Raw genomic sequence first — 18614 nt, forward strand, 5'->3', positions numbered from 1 at the left:
GCAGGCGTGCGCTTGATCTCAACTGGCCAATCCTGAGCAGGGTTGCTGTTAGTTCTCAGGCGGTGCTTTCTTCAGGCGGTTCTAACCAGCCAAGCACGCGGCGAACACGGTCATTGAGTTCGATGGTCGGCAGCATGGGCGTTTGCTCTTTCTCGAAATCGAAGTTCTGCACGCTGGTGACGCTGCCGGGAAGCTCAACGCAGATCATGCCGTTGGGGGAGCGCCAGTTCACCGAACCGTCCGGAAGGTATGTCGCCTGCCACCCCAGCACATGCTTGAACATCTGATGCCGCTTGCACAATAGATGAGTGTTGCTCCGGGTGGTATGCCCGCCCTTGGCCCATGCATCGATATGGTCTATCTCAGCTGATTCGGCTGGCCGATTGCATCCTGGGAATCTGCAAACCACATCCCGGCTCCGCAGCAGATCACGCAGTGCCTTCGACGGACGGTACTTTTCGCGGCCGACGTCTATGGCCGCCCCGGACCAGGGGTCGGTGAGCACCTTGATGAAAGACGGGGCATCCTTGGCAATCAGCAGTGCCGTCCCTACGGGGATGGGTCCGTAGCCTTCGAGATCCGCCAATGCGCGTTTAGGATCAGCGAGCATTTCCAGGGCAGGAATCGTGACAGCGACACGGGCTTTCAGCGGGGTCCCTTCGGTTGCCGGCCAGCCATCGAGCAAGGCATCGCAGATAATATCCAGCCGTCGTTGCTGTTCGGTCCGGTGATCATCTGGATCAGCATTGCGTACTGCATGCCAATTGACCGTATTGATGATGGCCAATGCTTTTTCTGCTGGCAGGTGGAGTTGGATGACGCTCATGCCATTGGCCTCGTGCCAATAGATGACCTTGCGGTCCTCTGCACTTTTCTTGTGGCGTTCCTCGATCGGCTTGGGGTGCAGGCGTTCATGCATTTTCCGAGCGCGTTGGGCAACTGCGGAGTCGGTGGCCTGCCGAGCTATCGGCAGCAAGGTTTGCTGCATCAGCTGCACATCCTCGGGTGCTAGATCCTGGGAGTGCTTGACGATCTCTTGCGCGGATCTCGTCGTGATCTCGCCGACGCTCAGCGCGTCCAAGATATCTGGGCAAAGATGGCGCAGCCCTTCGGCAAAGAATAACTTGTCCTGGACTTTCCTTTCTGAGGATCGCAGGGCCACCGCTGCTTCGGCGACAAAAGATGAACGGATCAGCGATTCATCGGAACGATTGACGCCGTAGAAATATGCGGATTGATCTTCAACGGGCTCTTCAATTTCCCCAAGGTCATCCAGCAGAGGTTCTTGGGATCCCTGGCTGACTGTCTCGGCAACCAAATATTCGTAGCTATCGGCCAATACTGCTGCCTCGGCAGCATCGAGCATGCTGTGCAACCGTGCAATGGCCTTCAGCCGTTCCAGCCCTTGGGCGGAACTTGAGACCGGTGGCTGCTCGTAGAGGTGTGTGGCGGTGGCGGCAATCTGGGTAAAGAGATTGTCCTTATCCAGGTTCGCTGCCCAAAGCCCGTCAATTCCGGGGATGCGCCTTGTCCCCGGAGGGCTTATGGGCAGCCGCCGAGGATCATCTTGGCTGTGAAATGCCTCTCTTTTACTCATGCTTACAGTATCGATCTGTTCAAACTGCGGTTCTCAAAGAAAGAATCGAGGTGGTGAAAAGGTGAAATACCGCCGAATTTCAGGGGTTTGGCACCTTGGAGATGCTCCGGGGATCGTCGGGCGAGTGCTCGATTCGTGATTGAGCGAGAATTTAGATATGCTGGATCCTGCTCCTCGGAGCAAACTGAGGAGGATTCGCCTAGCGGCCTATGGCGCACGCCTGGAACGCGTGTTGGGTTAACGCCCTCAGGGGTTCAAATCCCCTATCCTCCGCCAATGTAATGTCTCGGGACATCGTACGAACGATGTCCCGAGACATTATTTTTTTGCTTGCCGGCATTGCCCGAATCTGAGGGGTAGTATCCGTGGCAACTGTTCAGCAATCTTTCGACAAGGTAAGACTATGGCAAGTGTATTGAGCGAAATCGCTGTCGATTGCGCCATCCCGATGCTGGTGGCCAGGTTCTGGTGCGAAGCACTGGACTTCGAGGTGCTGGAAGAAGAAGCCGGATTGGTCAGCATTGGATCCGAAGCCCGCGGCGAGCACGGGTTGAAGCTGACGTTCGCTCAAGTGCCTGAAGCCAAGAGCGTCAAGAATCGCCTCCATCTGGATCTGCGTCCTCAAGGCTCCAGCCAGCAAGAAGAAGTCGACCGTCTCCTTGCCTTGGGGGCCAGCTATGCCGAAGTGGGCCAGCAAGAGGACGAGAGCTGGATCGTGATGGCTGATCCTGAGGGAAATGAATTCTGCGTGCTTTCAAGCCTTGAATGAGCAAGCCGCTTTAATGACCTGTGGCGCCGGGTCGGCAATTTCTCACCGGCTCGACGCCAACAGGATTCGCGGTTGGGCTCCTGATCCCCGCAGGAGCTCAATGCCTAGGCGCTCTTGCGCCCTTTGGCCAGCTCCGGGTAGTGGATGGCCGCGGTCTGCGGGTGGGCTCGCAGCCAGCCCTTGAGCACGTTTGCGCCATAGGAAGCCAGCATTGGATTCTCTGGATCATCGGAAACGCCACGGGCGTCGGCAGCCAGGTCGGCTGGCAGCTCGACTTTGTCGATCACTGCATCCAGGCGAGGGGAGTAGAAGAACGGCACCGAGTAGCGGTCTACACCGGCTGGAGGAGCAATGACGCGGTGGATGGTGGCCATCAGGTAGCCATTGGTGGCCACTTCAAGCATTTCCCCGAGGTTCACTACCAGTGCACCTGGGGTAGGCGGCACCTCGATCCACTCTTCCTGGCCGTAGGGCTGCACCTGCAGGCCTCCAACCTGGTCCTGCAGCAGCAGGGTGACGAAGCCGTAGTCCGCGTGCAGGCCAACGCCCTGGTTGCCCGACTCCGGGACAACGTCGCCCGAAACGTAGTGCACCAGCTTGCCCATCCATGACGGGGTATCGGCGAATGGCTCATCGAAGTGGTCTTCGGGCAGGCCCAGGCCTACGGCGATGGCCGAAAGCAGCTCGTGGCCGGTCTTGTTCATCAGTTCGGCCCACGCCATGGCGCGCTCTTCGAGCTGGGGGAAGTCTGCAGGGAACTGGTTAGGGCCCTGCAGGTTCAAATACGGCTTGTCCTCGGGAACGACGCTCAGGGTCTCGCGTTCCGGTCCGTAGTCAATCTGCTCGCGGGCGTCGGCGCGGCCGCGGGTGATTTCCGTGCCCATGCGGGTGTAGCCGCGGAACTGGGCGCTGTTGCGGTTATCGAGCTTGACCTTCTGCTCGACCGGCTTGCGGAAGAACTCCGCGATGGTGTCGAGCAGCTCCTGGTCCTGGCCGGCGTACGCGCCGTAGCCGACGATCTGGAAGAACCCGACGCGGTGTGCGGCATCGCGAAGCGCGGTTACGAATTCCTCGTTGAAGGAGCCGTCAGCATTGCGCGCGGTAGAGATATCGAGCAGTGGGATCTCGGTGACTACGTTATTCATAAACCTAGAGTGCACCTTATGACGCGATTGTTACTAGCTAAAGTTACGCCCGGTTCCCCCACGTTTCCCGCAGCGTAACAATCCTTGCATTTTCCCATTGCGTGCCCGATTATTCGCATTCATTTGTATTATGTTCCCGGCGTTCGGGGGCCGAGCCCGGGTGCTGGCGGCCAGCCCGCACCGTCTTCGGAACCGGTGTCTCCGGCAACCGCGAACCCCTCACTGATCTGGAAATATGGGGCTCGCAAGAGTTTGTCCGTATGCTTGAATAGTGATTTTTCGAGCGGTCGGTGAGGGCCGGCCATACCCAGACCACGGCTATTCGTCGACGCGTGATTGGAGCGGCCTTCCACCTCAGCAGGTGAAGTTGGCCGACCTGGTCACCACCAAAGCGACCCTGGATCTTGAAACATTGCTCTCCGAGGATTCCACCTTCTACGGCGACTTGTTCCCGCACGTGGTGCGCTATCGGGGCGTGTTGTATCTGGAAGACGGGATGCACCGTGCGCTGCGTTCGGCGCTTCATCATCGCTCCGTAATACACGCGCGCGTATTGGATCTGGACGCCAGTTAGATAAGCTAGCGCCACTAGGATGACGATGAGGTCTCCTTCAGGCCAGCGGCTGCCGAAGGCTGACCAGAGCAAGGTGGAATGATGCGTGATCGCGATGATCCGGGGCAATGGCACGGTGCGCATATTGTCGACGAGCAGGAATTGAGTTTCAGCTCGGATGGACAAGCAAAGAAGCGTGCCCGCAGACGCCAGAATATTGTTTTCTCCGTGATGGCCCTGCTGGTGATCGCGGTACTGGTCGGCGCCGTGCTGGTTTTCAATGGAACGATCAAATTGGGTGCCGAACCCGCCGCAGTGGAGAGCCCGGAGCCAAGCGAAGCAGAAATCGAGAATCCAAACTGCCCGGCCATCGACTTCAAGTACCAGACGCCTGCAGAAGTAGAAATACGCGTGCTGAATACGACCAGCATTCCAGGGCTTGCCGGTGACACCGCCAAGGCACTGGAAAAGCGCGGCTTCAAGATTTCTTCGCTGACTTCCGGGTGGAAATCGCTCTCCGATACCGCCGGTGCAGTCATTGCCGGACCTGATGGCTATGCCCAGGCATTCACCGTGCAGCGCCAGATCCCCGGCATCGTCTTCATCTACGACGAGACGAAGTGGGGAAGCCGGGTGGACCTGGCGCTGGGGGAGAAGTTCGAAGGCCTCGTAAAAGAACGCAAGCTCGATACTTCGGATGGCAAGCTCGTCTGCGCTAAATAGCCCGCTACCGGGTCTGCACGTTTCCGGAGTGGACCTGGGTCAGGGCGTTGGCAAAGACCTCGGCTGGCTGCGCGCCGGAAATGCCGTACTTCCCATCGATGATGAAGAAGGGGACTCCGCTGATTCCCAGCTCACGGGCCTGGGCGATATCTGCGTTGACTTCTTCGGCATAGGCGCCGGAAGCCAGATCTGCGCGGAGTTCGCCAGTATCCAAGCCTAGCGATCCGGCCAGCTGTAGCAGGGTTTCTTCATCCCCGGTATCCAGGCCTTTTTCGAAGTGCGCAGAAAGCAGCGCTTCCTTCATTTCGCTTCCAGCGCCATGCTGCTTGGCATATTCCAGAACTCGAAGCGCGGTGAAGGAATTAGCGACCTTCAGATTGGCGAAGTCGTAGTCCAAGCCTTCGCCAGCTGCCTGGGCGGTGACATGATCAAGCATCTGGGACACCTGCTCCTGGCCCAAGCCCTTCATCTTGGAGAGGTATTCGGCTTCGCTGCCGTCGTAGTTCTCTGGCAGGCTTGGATCCAGCTGGTACGAATGCCAGTAGACATCCACGTTCTGGGAGTATTCGAACGCTTCGACACCCCGCTCGAAGCGGCGCTTGCCGATGAAGCACCATGGGCAGGCAATGTCGGAGAAGATATCGACGCGGATGCGCTTTTCTTCCAGGGATGGGGCAGCAGTATTTTCACTCATGCTTGAGGTAACAACTTTTGTTCCCCGGGCATTCCGCATCCGTGGTTGCCGACTCCGGCTAGAGATAATGGGAGGGTTCCTGCGGAATGGGGACAACGGCGATGGCGAGAGAAAGCGAGACAGGTGGCAAAGAATCTTCGATGGCGGGGGATCCTTTTCGCCGGGACGATTACGGCGATGGCAGGGTTCGTCGATGGTGTCGGATTCGTGCACTTCGGCGGCTACTTCCTGTCGTTCATGTCAGGCAACTCCACCCGTTCCTCCGCAGCTCTGATGACAGGAGATTTTGCCGGATGGGCCCTGGCCATGTCACTGGTCGGCTGCTTCGTTGGCGGCGTCATCCTCGCAACCCTGCTGACTCTCCGGCTGGAGAAGCTGCGCCGGCCAGTGGCCATGTACTTCAGTGCGGTGCTGCTGCTCGCTGCGGCCATTTCAGGGCAGGCCCTGCCGCAGCTGACGGCGCTGCTGCTGGCCGCCGCCATGGGAGCGGTGAATGTTTCCTACACCCGTTCGGGCGAGGTTGCCTTGGGCCTGACGTATATGACCGGCACATTGGTCAAGCTCGGCCAGGCGTTGGGCGGAGCAATCATCGGGCTGGCCACCGGCTCGGATCGTGGCGGCTACCGAATGCTATGGACACGCTACGCACTGCTGTGGCTGATGATCACCATCGGATCGCTGGGTGGCGTCCTGGCCTATCTGCGGCTGGGTTTGGGCAGCCTGTGGATAGTTGCTGCCGGCATGCTTGCTTGGGCGAGCTTGGCGTTAATCCAGGAGCAGCGCGCCTCCAAGGGCCCGGATGCTTCCCCGGAACCGCGGAACGGATCCCTGACCGAGATCGAGTAAGAAGAAAAAAATATGCTTGGCTTTTCTATATGCGAAGCCAAGCATATTTTATTCCTCGGTGGTTAGCCCAGCAGCGAGTCGCTGTCCTGCTTGACCGGAGCCGCAGGGCGAACCAGCAGCTTGAAGAGCACGGCCAGGAGTACGAGCCAGGCGATGCCGGTGTACAGGGCTACGCGTGTAGCCGGGCTCAGGGCCAGGAGCACAACGACGAAGACCATGAAGGCCAACGCGATCCACGCGGCTACGGTACCGCCGGGCACCGCATACTCGCGGGCAACACCCGGTCCACGGCCCGCCGCGGCTTCCTTGCGCCGCATCGACAGGTACGAGGTCAGGATCATGATCCACACCCAGACGGTGGCGAAGGTGGCGATGGAAGCGATGATGGTGAAGAGCGCTTCGGGCAGCAGGGCGTTGAGCACCACGCCGACCAGCAGCACGATGGCCATGACGACCACGGTCATCCATGGCACGCCGTTGCGGGAGATCCGGCCGAACGATTTCGGGGCATGGCCGATTTCGGACATGGCGAAGAGCATGCGTCCAGCGCCAAAGGTATCGGCGTTGATCGCCGAGACGGCCGCGGTGATCACCACGGCATTGAGCACGTGGGCCGCGGCCGGGATGCCCAGTCCGTCGAAAATCTGCACGAACGGCGACGCCGAGCCGTCGATCTGGCGCCAGTCGAAAAGCATCATGACCACTGCCAGCGAAGCTACGTAGAAGAGCAGGATGCGCCACGGCACGGTGTTGATGGCAGCCGGAACCGACTTGGCCGGATCGTCAGCTTCGCCTGCGGTGATGCCGATGGTTTCAATGCCGCCGAAGGCGAACATCACCACGGAGAAGGACAGCAGCAGGCCCACGAAGCCATTGGGGAACAGGGTGCCGGCGCTCATCAGGGTGGCGAAGCCGGTAGCGGTTTCGGTCTCAGGGGAATTGAAGCCGAAGATGATCAGCGCCGCGCCGCCAACGATCATCGCGATAATCGCGGTCACCTTGACGATGGCCAGCCAGAATTCGGTTTCGCCGAAGACCTTCACCTTCATCAGGTTGATCGCGGCGATCAGCAAGACGATGGCCAGGACCCAGATCCACTGCGCGACCTGCGGGAACCAGAATCCCATGTAGATGCCGAACGCGGTGACATCAGCAATCGCGACAATAGCCATCTCGAAGGCGAAGGTCCACCCGGTGACAAAGCCTGCGAAGCGGCCAAGGTAGCGCGAAGCGTAGTGAGCGAAGGATCCGGACACCGGATGCTTGACAGCCATCTCGCCCATGGCGCGCATCACGATGAAAACGGCAGCGCCGCCAATCATGTACGCGAAGAGAACGGCAGGGCCAGCAGCCTGGATGGCAGAAGAGGAGCCGTAGAAAAGGCCCGTTCCGATAGCTGAGCCGAGGGCCATGAAGCGGATGTGGCGGGCAGTCAGCCCGCGGGCGAGAGACGCCTTTATTTCGTTCACGATAGTAATGCTCGGATCCTGTAAGGGGTGCGTTCGATGGGGCGGGCCCGTGCAAATGGCAGGGCGCAGCCGTGAAAATCTTATGTGTTCCCAGGATTTTTGACGCACTTAAGTGTTGCAGATCTATCGTGAGCTTTGCCACCAGCCAGTACACGGGCCACTGGACAGGGTGGAAGAATGGGGCTCATGAAACTTGGATTCGTCCGCCACGGACAGACGCAATGGAATCTCGAAGGCCGCTTGCAGGGTTCAAGCGACATCCCCTTGAACGACACCGGGCGCGCCCAGGCCCGCGAGGCCGTCTCCGTGCTGGAGCCCGGCCAGTGGGATGCCATCGTCTCCTCGCCGCTGTCCCGTGCGCGCGAGACCGCGCAGATCATCGCCGACGGGCTTGGTCTTGAATTGGGCCCGAGCTATGACTTGCTGATCGAGCGCGACTACGCGCAGGGCGAGGGCATGGTGGAAACCGAGGCGCTGGCTCTGTGGCCGGATAAGCACGGCGGCGGAATCGAGCCGCTGGATTCGGTGGTCGAGCGCGGATTGCGCGCCATCGAGCAGATTGCCGCCGACTACCCTGGCAAGAACGTCGCGGTGATTTGCCACGGCACCATTATCCGCTACACGCTCTCGCACTTCGCCGGCTACAAGCTGGACACCATCCGCAATGGCTCGGCAGCGGTCATTGGCAATGAGTCCGGGGACTGGCAGCTGGAACTGGTCAATGACCAGTTGCCCGCTCACGGTAAAGTTTGAACGCTGGGATGGGTCTCCAATATTAATAGGGCAGTTGATCCCACCGACGTGTGACGCACAGACGCCGGGCTCGAGACCTAATTTATCGGTCGTAAAAATGCCGCCTAGTCGCAGTCATGACTAAAGAGTTCGCTCCGGCAGGCTCGAAATTGTGTCGCGGCACAAATTGAGCGAATCTACAACAAGCTTCTCTCTCTTAGCTTTGTCGCGAGTAACGTTTCCTTCGGCAGCCTGTTCGATGATGGCACCCGCTCTATTAAATATTTCAACTGCTTTGTCGTCTTCTAGTAGAATGTTCAAAATGTTTTTGGCTTGCTTCTCAACATTTCTTTTCCCAACGACTTGAACGCTTTCATTTCCAATGGCGAGTTTCATGAACAAATTCATCATCAGAAAACGTGCAGGTTTGAGATCGAGTGAAATCCTACCAGAGCGGAACCATACATCTAATTTGTACCAACAAAAAGCGGCTACAAAGTATGGTTGAACTTCATGATCTTCGTTGAATATTTCTTGTTTGTCACTATATTCAATTAGTGCCCCGGGGTAACGGCTTGAGATATGGGGCAGCTCAAGGTAGGTTGCCGCGAAACAGCGCATTTGAGTAGTTTTTGAAATAATTCGTGTTTGCTCAATTCCCTCATTTAGGAATTGTCCAGACCGGCGCTCATAGTATAAACGGAGACGAGAATCTGTTTCTGAGTAAGATTCATAAACGCTCTCTAATCGCTTCTGAAACTCTGTAGATGCAAGCAAATCTTGTCTCGATACCTCAGTTTGGCTGTTCGTTGCGCGGGTGATCATAACTGAGGTGGTTCCATTATTTGTAACTATTATTCGTAATGGCACGAGGACACCTTCGAGATCCTGATCTCTAGAGTCAAAAATCACGCTACAAGTTTGGCAACCGTTTACCACTTGATAGTTGTCTAGAATTACGTCGTCTCCGACTACTTGAGCTGACTTAGCTACCACGGTGACTCCATTGTTGAGTACAGGGAAAAGATCTGCCTGATCCCCATGGAGAGTGTCACGAATTTCCCGATTCACGGAATTCCATTGTTGGAAGTCGCGCACATTGTCGAAGAAAATCGACTTCCGAAGTGTTCCTGTGTCAGAAGTTACGAGTTTCAAAATTTCACTTGCAGCTACAACGCCGATGAAAGATTGGTCGATTCCGCTAATGCTTGGTATTGGTACACGTCTTTGAAAATTGATTGTCTTTTGTACGCTGTTGAGAGTAGCTCTGTATAGTCCTAGCAGTTCAACGGAGCCGACTATTTGGAGGTCAACCTCCGAAAAGAGGTTCTTCTCTTCGAGATCCGAAACATGTGAGCCCATGCTTTCAGTGATGACAGCTTGCTCGGGCTTCTTCCCATCGAAAGCAAAGAATAATCTCAGTTCTGGAAGAGGCCCAGCAAACTTAGCGCTATTCTCAAAAACGCTATCGAATAATGCTCGCAACTTTGACCAGAATGGGTCGGACGTTATACTTTTCCTTCCCTCTATGAATCCCTTTATAGAGTCAATGAAACCCAGGGCGGTATCGCGACTAAAACTCGAGCTCGTTTTTGCTTGTAAAAAAATAAATGTCACGTTTATTTGCCGCTGAGATCTAATGTACTCTTCGGCATCTTCTGGATCGATGAATGGGATGCTATTTATTAGGACGGCGGCTGAATCGATTCCCACAGTTCCGTCGCCTGCCATGAAATCGCTTTGGTCGACGCCTTCAAAGTACTCATTGCCATGAGTGACATGAACACTAAAGTGCTCGAACTTCTGATGTGCTGGCAAGCTTTCTAACCCATTGGCCGAACAATAAGATTTGATTGGACCATTTAGTAACAAGGCAGCCTCCGTAACGATCGGTTGAATTTTCAATATCATACAAGAACAGTCGTGAGGCACCCTTCATTGTTGCGTTTGGCCACCAGTAAATTACTTTCTTACCAAGAGAGAACATAATGCACGTGGTTTGCCCAACGTCATACTTCTCCCGAAAGGGCATCGGCTCATGGTTCTTGTAATCCATTTCGTGCCTGTATGGATATTCAGGTGGAACATGATGTTCCGAATTCTCGCATCGTAGTTTTTACCTTATGAGGCTAGCGTTTGACCTGTGTATTTGCCAGATAACCTCTTCCATCAAATTTTTCGATGCTTCTATGCCATGGGTTTTCATTCGAACGTCGCGGTGATCTGCCACGGCACCATTATCCGCTACACGCTCTCGCACTTCGCCGGCTACAAGCTGGACACCATCCGCAATGGCTCGGTAGCAATCATTGGCAATGAGTCCGGGTCCTGGCAGCTGGAACTGGTCAACGACCAGGTGCCCAACCGGGTAGCGGGCTAGGCCATGCTAGCTGCCGGAAGGAAGGATCCGGCGGATTGCGGAGGCCAGCTGCGAATCCCGTTGGCGGTTCTTGACCACCGCCAGCCATGAACCCAGCGCCATGTAGGCCTTGGAGCGGATCTTCGGCGAGGAGAGGAACACATCGTGCAGCGCGCCGGGCAGGCGCACCAGATGCAGTTCCCGGCCCAGATCAATGCTGCGCTGGGCAACGACCTGCACATTCAGCGCCACATCGGCGCGGGTAGCGGTGTCATGCCAGCGGGGCAGCAGGTAGTCTTCCGCCGAGAGCATCACCAGCGTTGGCATTTGCAGGTCCAACCCCTTCTTCACCTTGGCTTGCGCTGCGAAGACCGCAGAAATGAAACCTGCGGTGAGCTTGAAGCCGTTGGCTGGACGCCAGCCCAGGTCGTAGTCCCATTCCCCGGAGAACTGGCTGGAGACCGTGCGGGTGTAGAACCCGGGGTCCACGGTGGGCAACAGGCGGTGCGGGTTCCGGTTGCTGGCAGCCTGGACGATCCGGGCCAACGCGGTGCGCCCGATCTCGCTGGCTTGGAATTCCAGCCACGGGCTGTTCAACGCCAGCGCATCGACCTTCTGCGGGTTGGCTGCCCCGTACAGTGACGCGCTGAGCCCGCCGGTGGAATGGGCGAGCAACACGAAGCGGGTTCCCGGATGCGCGCTGGAAATGATCCGATGGGCCGCGTCGAACTCCTCGAAGTACTCTTCCAGATCGGTGGTGAAGCCGGGGCTGCTGTGCTCGGCGATGCCCGTGGCCCGGTCCACGGGCAGGTTCCGCCCATAGTGGCGCAGGTCCAGGGCGTAGAAATCCGCGCCGGCTTCGGAAAGGAACTCGGCCAGCTCGGACTGGAAGAAGTAGTCGGACCAGCCATGCACGTAGAGCACCGCGATTCCGCGCAACGGAGGCGGCCAGCGCAGCGATCTGCGCGGACGGTGCCTGACCAGAGTCGCGGTGGAACCATCGGACATCGGCAGCAGCCGTTGCGAGAAATCCTCGCCAAGCAGGTCTGGCTGCCACAGGTCCTCGGCCGGGTTCTTGAACTGGAAGGCCATGGGTATAGCGTATCCACTTTTGCGCACGAAAAACGGCATTCACCCGTTGGAGCGGTTGCCAACTGGTGAATGCCGTTTGACGCGGCCGGTGTTCAGGGACGACTGTTTCTTGCCGGCCAGGTCTGGCGGTTGCCTAGCCTGCCATTTCCAAGGTCCGCGCTGGTGCGTCCAGGTAGCGCAGGTAGGCGTTCTTGGTCAGGAAGGTCGGGAAGTCGTCGCGCAGTGCGCAAGCCTCGAAGATCTCCACGGCTTCCTCGAAGCGATCGCCTTCGAAGCGCTCCAGGGAATCCATGGTTTCCTCCGTCAGTTCCTGCACCCAGCGGCGGGTGATGATCTCGCCCTCGTCGGTGATTGCCGACTGGTGGATCCACTGCCACAGCTGCGAACGGGAGATCTCCGCGGTGGCGGCATCTTCCATCAGGTTGCGCAGGGCCACCGCGCCATTGCCGCGCAGCCAGGACTCGATGTAGCGGATGCCGATCTCGATGTTGTCGCGGATGCCGCGTTCGGTGATCTTGCCGGTCACGCTTTCCACGTTCAGCAGGGCAGCACCCGACACCTCCACATCTTCGCGGGTGCGCTGCAACTGGTTGGGGTTCTCGCCCAGCACCTCGTCGTACACCTCGCGGGCCACCGGCACCAGGTCCGGATGGGCCACCCAGGAGCCGTCGAAGCCGTCAGCGGCTTCGCGGGCCTTGTCCTCGCGGACCTTGCCGAAGGCCATCTCGTTGATCGAGGCGTCCTTGCGGTTCGGAACGAAAGCGCTCATCCCGCCAATGGCCGAAGCGCCGCGGCGGTGGCATGCACGCACCAGCTGCTCGGTGTAGGCCCGCATGAACGGTGCGGTCATGGTGACGGTGTCGCGATCCGGGAAGACGAAGCGCGGTCCGCGGGAACGGAAGTTCTTGATGATCGAGAAGATGTAGTCCCAGCGTCCTGCATTCAGCCCCGAGGAGTGCTCGCGCAGCTCGTAGAGGATTTCCTCCATCTCGAAGGCTGCGGTGATGGTCTCGATCAGCACGGTGGCACGGATGGTGCCGCGATCGATATCCATCAGGTCCTGGGCCAGGTTGAACACGTCGTTCCACAACCGCGCCTCCAGGTGGTTTTCCAGCTTCGGCAGGTAGTAGTACGGACCGCGTCCGGCGGCCAGCAGACGCTTGGCGTTGTGGAAGAAGTGCAGTCCGAAGTCCACCAGCGCACCGGACATCGGCGTGCCGGCAACCAGCAGGTGCTTCTCCGGCAGGTGCCAGCCGCGAGGGCGGACCACGATGGTCGGCAGCTGCTTCAAGTCGTAGGTGTTCAGCTTGTACTCGCGGCCATCAGGTGCGGTGAAGTCCAGTTCCTGATCCAGCACGCGGATTAGGTTGACCTGGTTCTTGATGACGTTTTGCCAGGTCGGCGAGGATGCGTCCTCCATGTCGGCCAGCCAGACCTTGGCGCCGGAGTTCAGCGCGTTGATGGCCATCTTGCGTTCGATCGGGCCGGTGATTTCCACCCGGCGGTCTTCCAGCCCCGGTGCAATCGGGGCCACCTGCCATGATTCATCGTCGCGGATTGCGCGGGTCTCGTCCAGGAATTTCGGATCGCGGCCGTTGGCAATGCGGGCCCGGTTGACCTGGCGGCGCTGCATCAGTTCGGCACGGCGCGGTTCGAATGCGGTGTGCAGGGCCGAAAGGAAGTCCAGGGCTTCGCTGGTAAGGATCTGCTCCTGGTAGCGAACGGGGGTAGCGGTAATGGTGATGTTGTTCAGGGTGATGGGGGAGTTCATGGCAGCGTCCTTAAAAACTTGTAAATGGTGTTGGTGCTAGCCGGCGCCTTTGCCGGCTAGCACCATCGACCCATCCGGGTCTAATGGAATTGGCCTTCTTCGGTGGATCCCACCAGGGCCAGGGTGGAGGCGTTGGGATTCAGCGCCGTGGAGATCGCGTCGAAGTAGCCGGTGCCGACTTCGCGCTGGTGCTTGGTGGCGGTGTAGCCGGCAGCCTCGGATGCGAATTCGCGTTCCTGCAGCTCGACGTAGGCGCTCATGCCGTCCTTCGCGTAGCCCTGGGCCAGATCGAACATCGAGTGGTTCAAGGCGTGGAAGCCGGCCAGGGTGATGAACTGGAAGCTGAAGCCCATGGCACCGAGTTCGCGCTGGAACTTGGCGATGGTTGCGTCGTCCAGGTGCTTCTTCCAGTTGAACGATGGCGAGCAGTTGTAGGAAAGCATCTGGTCCGGGAAGTCCTTCTTGACTGCTTCGGCGAACTTGCGGGCCAGCTCCAGGTCAGGGGTGCCGGTTTCCATCCAGATCAGATCCGAATACGGTGCGTAGGCCTTGGCGCGGGCGATGCATGGCTCGATGCCGTTGCGGACCTTGTAGAAGCCTTCGGGGGTGCGCTCGCCGGTGATGAATTCCTGGTCGCGCTCGTCGACATCCGAGGTGATCAGCGTTGCCGCTTCGGCGTCGGTGCGGGCGATGACCACCGAAGGGGTGCCAGCCACATCGGCAGCCAGGCGGGCCGCGTTCAGGGTGCGGATGTGCTGCTGGGTCGGGATCAGCACCTTGCCGCCGAGGTGGCCGCACTTCTTTTCGGATGCCAGCTGGTCTTCCCAGTGGACGCCCGAGGCGCCCGCGGTGATCATGGATTTCATCAGCTCGTAGGCGTTCAGCGGGCCGCCGAAGCCGGCTTCCGCGTCGGCGACGATCGGGACCATCCAGTCCTCGACGGTCTGGATGCCTTCGGAGAATTCGATCTGGTCGGCACGCTGCAAGGCGTTGTTGATGCGGCGGACAACCTGCGGCACCGAGTTCGCCGGGTACAGCGACTGGTCCGGGTAGGTCTGGCCCGAGAGGTTGGCATCTGCTGCCACCTGCCAGCCCGAAAGATAGATGGCTCGCAGGCCGGCTTTGACCTGCTGCACTGCCTGGTTGCCGGTCAGTGCGCCCAATGCGTTGGTGTAGCCGCCGGTAGGGGTTTCCTCGGTGAGCTGCTTCCACAGCTTCTCGGATCCGCGCTTGGCCAGGGTGTGCTCTTCCTGGACCCGGCCCTGGAGCTTCACAACGTCTGCGGCGCTGTAATCGCGGGTGACGCCGGCCCAGCGGGGGTTGTTTTCCCAGTCGGTTTCGATGGCTGCGATGCGGTTGTCGATCGAGGTTTCGTTGGTGTTCTCGGTAGTCATTGCCTTGGCTCCTTCGCACAAGCTGCGGGTTCATGTTGATCGGAAGGTGATCTTGTGAACTTCTTCGTGACAACTACTTTTCCGCAGGGGCAAGGGGTTCACCAGAGGTTTTTTGAATTAAGATTTGCGGTTCTTCGCGAAAATGAAAATTTTTGGGTTCTTGCGGTGCTTGTGAGCCAAAACATGGAAAATTAGTGAAAGTGACCGATTCGGCTGCGAAGAAGAATGAAATTTAACTCAAACCTTCGGGCAGCTGAAGGGGGGAAGGGCCTCTCAAAACGGACCTTCGCAGAAGCCCACGAATCGCCGGTGAGCTGGCATTTCCGGTAATCCGCAGGTGCTGGCTCGCCCATTAGGTCGCCGTGGAACGAGCCAGGAAACGTGAAATGTCCGAGTTTCGGGCGGGTCGCGGTCGCTGCCAGGTGAACGACCGGGATTGCTGTTATGCCCAGGCATTGCTGGCCGGAACTGCGAATGGCGGGGCGCGAAGATCTACGGATCTTGCGAAAACGGATGCGAGCGCCGGAATAGGCTAAGGCTGGTCGAAAGAGGCTACGGCCATGAAACCGCGGCCAGAGATGCGTGGTTCAGCGGCATCGGAGCCTACGACGGTGTCGCGCAGATTTAGCTGCTGTTCGTTGTCGCCGAGCAAGAGCTTGGCAGAACCTTGAACCATGATGCCCAGCTGCCCGTCAAAGAGGTACTGCTCGCGTTTCTTGGACAGTTCCACAATGCGAACGGTGGCCCGCACCTGCGCCGGTTCGGCAGCCACGTGGACGATGAGCAATTCCTCGGTGGGCTGGCTCGCCTCGACGGGATTGCCGGTGTCGAACTTCAGGGGGCGCAGAGGTTCCAGTCCGTGCTGGTGCCCATCAACTTCCAATTGCGCGAAGTCGCCGGCGATCAAGGTGAATACTTGAGCCGAAAGCGCCGGCGTGAAGCTTGCGGCTTTCTCTATGGAACGAATCGACAGCTGCCAGGTGGCTTCGTGCAGGCTGCTGGGCTGCAAAGTTCCGTCCTGCGCCAAGGTGCCGCTGGCAATGAGCCGGACCTGGCCCAGCTCCCACTGCTTCTTGGTGCTCTGCGCCAATTCGAGGATGGAACCTGGTGCTAGAGATGCCTGTGCTTCGCTCATAGGATGAGTCTACTTGCCGGCGATCATGCGAAGCTGTTCAACCAATTGAGGTGTGGGTATCGAGGCATCAAGGATGATCCAGCCATGATGTTGCGCCAGGCGGAGGTATTCAGCTCGGCTCGCTTCAAGGTACTCCAAACTTTCTTCATCTGTGCCGCGGGTATTGATTCGCTTGAAGGCAAGGTGGGGATCCATATCGAGCAGGACAATTCTCGCCTCCTCGGTACTTTTCCGGGCAAGCCAGGGCAGGAGCAATCCGTCAGGATGTCCACGCAGGCGCCGCAGCACCAGCTGGCAATAAAGGTGGCGGTCCATCACGCTGAGCCCGGGGGAATGCGCGGCAATGAACGTGTTGCGTGCAACGTTGAAGCAGCGGATGGACGTTTCGAGGAAATCCCGGGTGAACGTCGGGAAGGTGATTCCCGCCGCGCGGGAGAATTTGGTCAGCCAGCTTCGGGCGGAGACGTTTGCGAGCTTGCGTGCTTGAATGCGTTCGTTGCGCAACTGATGCACCAGGGCATCGATGCTGGTGCTCTTGCCTGCGCCATCGGTTCCGACGATGACCAATGTTTGGGGTGGGTCGTGGGCAGGGCTCGTGACGGGTAGCGGGCTGGTGGAAATTGCGTGCATGCTGCTCCTCGGAAAGCGTCTTTGAAGTTTCAACGTGTGTGCGGCAACGATGATTCCGCAGAACGGCTGTGTGTTTGATGAGAGAAGCTCGTCCCGGCATGAAAGAAGAACTGGAAAGTTTTGATGGCGAACTCAGGATGGGTCAAAGAATTACCGTCAAAAGCAGGAAGATCTGGAAAATTTCCTGGTTCTTGGCCTAATCTTGATATGTGACTGCAACCACATGGAATCGCTCAGTGAACTCAGCGGGCAACGACGCTGGCAGCGAAGATACGGAACTCGACTCCATCGCCCTAGGCCGGAGAATCCGTTTTCTGCGCAAAAGCAAGCAACTGACCTTGGATGATGTTTCGGCCCTGGTCGATACCGCGCCGAGCCAACTGTCGTTGATTGAAAACGGAAAGCGCGAACCGAAGCTCTCTTTGCTCAAATCCTTGGCAGGCGCTTTGGGAGTCGGCGTCGATGATCTTCTGGGGACCGAACCGCCATCGCGACGCGCTGCCTTGGAGATCGAATTGGAACGTGCCCAGCGCGGCCCCTTGTACGCTTCCTTGGGATTGCCGACTGTGCGCGTTGGCGCACGCCTGCCGATGGATGTTCTCGAGTCGTTGGTGGGTTTGCAGAATGAATTGGAACGCCGTTTGAATGAGCAGGCCGCTACCCCTGAGGAAGCGCGGCGGGCCAATACCGCGTTGCGCCATGAGATGCGCCAGCGCAATAACTACTACAAGGACATTGAGCAGGAAGCCGCCAAGGTCCTCGCGGCAGTTGGGCACGATGCAGGCCCGCTCTCGCATCATCGAGCAGCGGATATTGCCGAGCATCTGGGATTCAGCCTGCGCTTCGTGGGCAATCTTCCGCATTCCACGCGTTCGGTGACTGATCAGAAGAACAAGCGCATCTACCTGACCCAGACCAACCGCTCGGAACATGATCCCCGCTCGGTGCTGTTGCAGGCGCTAGGGCATCATGTATTGGGGCATAAGCCGCCAACCGATTATTTCGATTTCCTCTCGCAGCGCGTGGCGACCAATTATTTTGCAGCGGCATTGATGATGCCGGAGAAGTCCACGGTGGAGTACCTGCGGCGCGCCAAAGACAATCGTGAATTGGCCGTCGAGGATCTGCGCGATGCCTTCGCCGTGTCCTATGAGTCCGCGGCCCACCGCTTCACCAACCTTGCCACCGAGCATCTGGGAATGACCTGCCACTTCCAGAAAGTCCACGAATCAGGCATTCTGCACAAGGCCTATGAAAATGATCGGGTGAATTTCCCGGCCGACCACACCGGTGCCATTGAAGGGCAGACCATCTGCCGCTATTGGACAAGCCGAGTCGTGTTCGAGCAGATGGACAAGTTCCGCTCCTTCGAGCAGTACACCGATACCGTCAATGGAACCTTCTGGTGCACCGCACGCACCGAGCGTCACTCTTCGGGACTGTATTCATTATCCATTGGCGTGCCTTTTGAACACGTGAAGTGGTTCCGGGGACGCGATACCAAGGAACGCTGCCAGTCCACCTGCCCAGACGAGAATTGCTGCCGCCGACCACCTGCCGACCTGTCCAGCCAATGGTTCGGTAATGCGTGGCCTGCAACGCGTGCCAATACGCACCTGCTGGCGGCCATGCCGACCGGTGCCTTTCCCGGCGTGGATGAAACCGAGGTCTATCGATTCCTGGAAAAGCAGGTCGACTAGGTCTG

General features: G+C 58.4%; 17 protein-coding genes and 1 tRNA gene. 8 read left to right on the forward strand and 10 right to left on the reverse strand.

Going from position 1 to position 18614, the window contains the following annotated elements; genetic code table 11:
* Window positions 1-55 precede the first annotated feature (55 nt).
* The gene (locus F0M17_RS01560) at window positions 56-1597 is read right to left on the reverse strand and encodes an HNH endonuclease signature motif containing protein (RefSeq protein WP_121866026.1); all 1542 of its coding nucleotides are present in this window, start codon (window positions 1595-1597) and stop codon (window positions 56-58) included.
* 188 nt (window positions 1598-1785) lie between these two features.
* On the opposite strand from F0M17_RS01560, the gene F0M17_RS01565 reads away from it, so the two are divergent.
* Together F0M17_RS01565 and F0M17_RS01570 are read left to right on the forward strand one after the other, a co-directional pair.
* Window positions 1786-1873, forward strand: a tRNA-Ser gene (locus F0M17_RS01565).
* Window positions 1874-2000: 127 nt separating this feature from the next.
* The gene (locus F0M17_RS01570; protein WP_149596194.1) at window positions 2001-2366 is read left to right on the forward strand and encodes a VOC family protein; all 366 of its coding nucleotides are present in this window, start codon (window positions 2001-2003) and stop codon (window positions 2364-2366) included.
* 104 nt (window positions 2367-2470) lie between these two features.
* Here the strand turns inward: F0M17_RS01570 and F0M17_RS01575 are convergent, their stop codons facing one another.
* Window positions 2471-3511, reverse strand: coding sequence for an isopenicillin N synthase family oxygenase (locus F0M17_RS01575; RefSeq protein ID WP_038993787.1), 1041 nt, complete (start codon window positions 3509-3511; stop codon window positions 2471-2473).
* A gap of 271 nt (window positions 3512-3782) precedes the next feature.
* Here F0M17_RS01575 and F0M17_RS01580 point away from each other — a divergent pair, with 271 nt between their 5' ends.
* A complete protein-coding gene (locus tag F0M17_RS01580) occupies window positions 3783-4085 on the forward strand; it encodes a type II toxin-antitoxin system VapB family antitoxin (protein ID WP_038993786.1) in 303 nt (100 codons plus the stop codon).
* Window positions 4086-4163: 78 nt separating this feature from the next.
* The gene (locus tag F0M17_RS01585; protein ID WP_038993785.1) at window positions 4164-4787 is read left to right on the forward strand and encodes a LytR C-terminal domain-containing protein; all 624 of its coding nucleotides are present in this window, start codon (window positions 4164-4166) and stop codon (window positions 4785-4787) included.
* Between the two features lie 4 nt (window positions 4788-4791).
* Here F0M17_RS01585 and F0M17_RS01590 read toward each other — a convergent pair whose 3' ends face one another.
* Complete coding sequence (locus tag F0M17_RS01590; RefSeq protein ID WP_073707369.1) at window positions 4792-5481, reverse strand: DsbA family protein; 690 nt, start codon at window positions 5479-5481, stop codon at window positions 4792-4794.
* A 123-nt stretch (window positions 5482-5604) separates the two neighbouring features.
* On the opposite strand from F0M17_RS01590, the gene F0M17_RS01595 reads away from it, so the two are divergent.
* Window positions 5605-6327 carry a YoaK family protein gene (locus tag F0M17_RS01595; RefSeq protein WP_149596195.1) on the forward strand — a complete coding sequence of 241 codons (723 nt, stop codon included), beginning with the start codon at window positions 5605-5607 and terminating at the stop codon, window positions 6325-6327.
* Between the two features lie 62 nt (window positions 6328-6389).
* Here F0M17_RS01595 and F0M17_RS01600 read toward each other — a convergent pair whose 3' ends face one another.
* A complete protein-coding gene (locus F0M17_RS01600; protein ID WP_066143770.1) occupies window positions 6390-7796 on the reverse strand; it encodes an amino acid permease in 1407 nt (468 codons plus the stop codon).
* A gap of 186 nt (window positions 7797-7982) precedes the next feature.
* Here F0M17_RS01600 and F0M17_RS01605 point away from each other — a divergent pair, with 186 nt between their 5' ends.
* Window positions 7983-8549, forward strand: a complete 567-nt coding sequence (locus tag F0M17_RS01605) for a histidine phosphatase family protein (RefSeq protein WP_149596196.1) — start codon at window positions 7983-7985, stop codon at window positions 8547-8549.
* Between the two features lie 120 nt (window positions 8550-8669).
* Here the strand turns inward: F0M17_RS01605 and F0M17_RS01610 are convergent, their stop codons facing one another.
* The gene (locus tag F0M17_RS01610; RefSeq protein ID WP_149596197.1) at window positions 8670-10439 is read right to left on the reverse strand and encodes an AIPR family protein; all 1770 of its coding nucleotides are present in this window, start codon (window positions 10437-10439) and stop codon (window positions 8670-8672) included.
* A 283-nt stretch (window positions 10440-10722) separates the two neighbouring features.
* Between F0M17_RS01610 and F0M17_RS01615 the strand changes: the two genes are divergently transcribed.
* Window positions 10723-10908, forward strand: coding sequence for a histidine phosphatase family protein (locus F0M17_RS01615; RefSeq protein ID WP_246857111.1), 186 nt, complete (start codon window positions 10723-10725; stop codon window positions 10906-10908).
* A gap of 6 nt (window positions 10909-10914) precedes the next feature.
* Here the strand turns inward: F0M17_RS01615 and F0M17_RS01620 are convergent, their stop codons facing one another.
* The 5 genes from F0M17_RS01620 to F0M17_RS01640 form a co-directional block, all read right to left on the reverse strand.
* Window positions 10915-11979: an alpha/beta hydrolase gene (locus F0M17_RS01620; RefSeq protein WP_052254113.1), complete on the reverse strand. Its 1065-nt coding sequence runs from the start codon at window positions 11977-11979 to the stop codon at window positions 10915-10917.
* A gap of 133 nt (window positions 11980-12112) precedes the next feature.
* The gene (aceB, locus tag F0M17_RS01625; RefSeq protein ID WP_121866031.1) at window positions 12113-13750 is read right to left on the reverse strand and encodes a malate synthase A; all 1638 of its coding nucleotides are present in this window, start codon (window positions 13748-13750) and stop codon (window positions 12113-12115) included.
* 80 nt (window positions 13751-13830) lie between these two features.
* Window positions 13831-15144, reverse strand: coding sequence for an isocitrate lyase (gene aceA / locus F0M17_RS01630; protein ID WP_038993781.1), 1314 nt, complete (start codon window positions 15142-15144; stop codon window positions 13831-13833).
* Between the two features lie 532 nt (window positions 15145-15676).
* Window positions 15677-16279 (reverse strand): HutD family protein, encoded by a 603-nt coding sequence (locus F0M17_RS01635; RefSeq protein ID WP_149596198.1) that lies wholly within the window; start codon window positions 16277-16279, stop codon window positions 15677-15679.
* A 9-nt stretch (window positions 16280-16288) separates the two neighbouring features.
* Window positions 16289-16909: an AAA family ATPase gene (locus F0M17_RS01640; RefSeq protein WP_149596199.1), complete on the reverse strand. Its 621-nt coding sequence runs from the start codon at window positions 16907-16909 to the stop codon at window positions 16289-16291.
* Window positions 16910-17145: 236 nt separating this feature from the next.
* Between F0M17_RS01640 and F0M17_RS01645 the strand changes: the two genes are divergently transcribed.
* Window positions 17146-18609 carry a helix-turn-helix transcriptional regulator gene (locus tag F0M17_RS01645; protein WP_174787673.1) on the forward strand — a complete coding sequence of 488 codons (1464 nt, stop codon included), beginning with the start codon at window positions 17146-17148 and terminating at the stop codon, window positions 18607-18609.
* Window positions 18610-18614 lie beyond the last annotated feature (5 nt).

This window comes from Glutamicibacter sp. ZJUTW (genome assembly GCF_008370855.1).
In the GTDB taxonomy this organism is placed as follows: domain Bacteria; phylum Actinomycetota; class Actinomycetes; order Actinomycetales; family Micrococcaceae; genus Glutamicibacter; species Glutamicibacter nicotianae.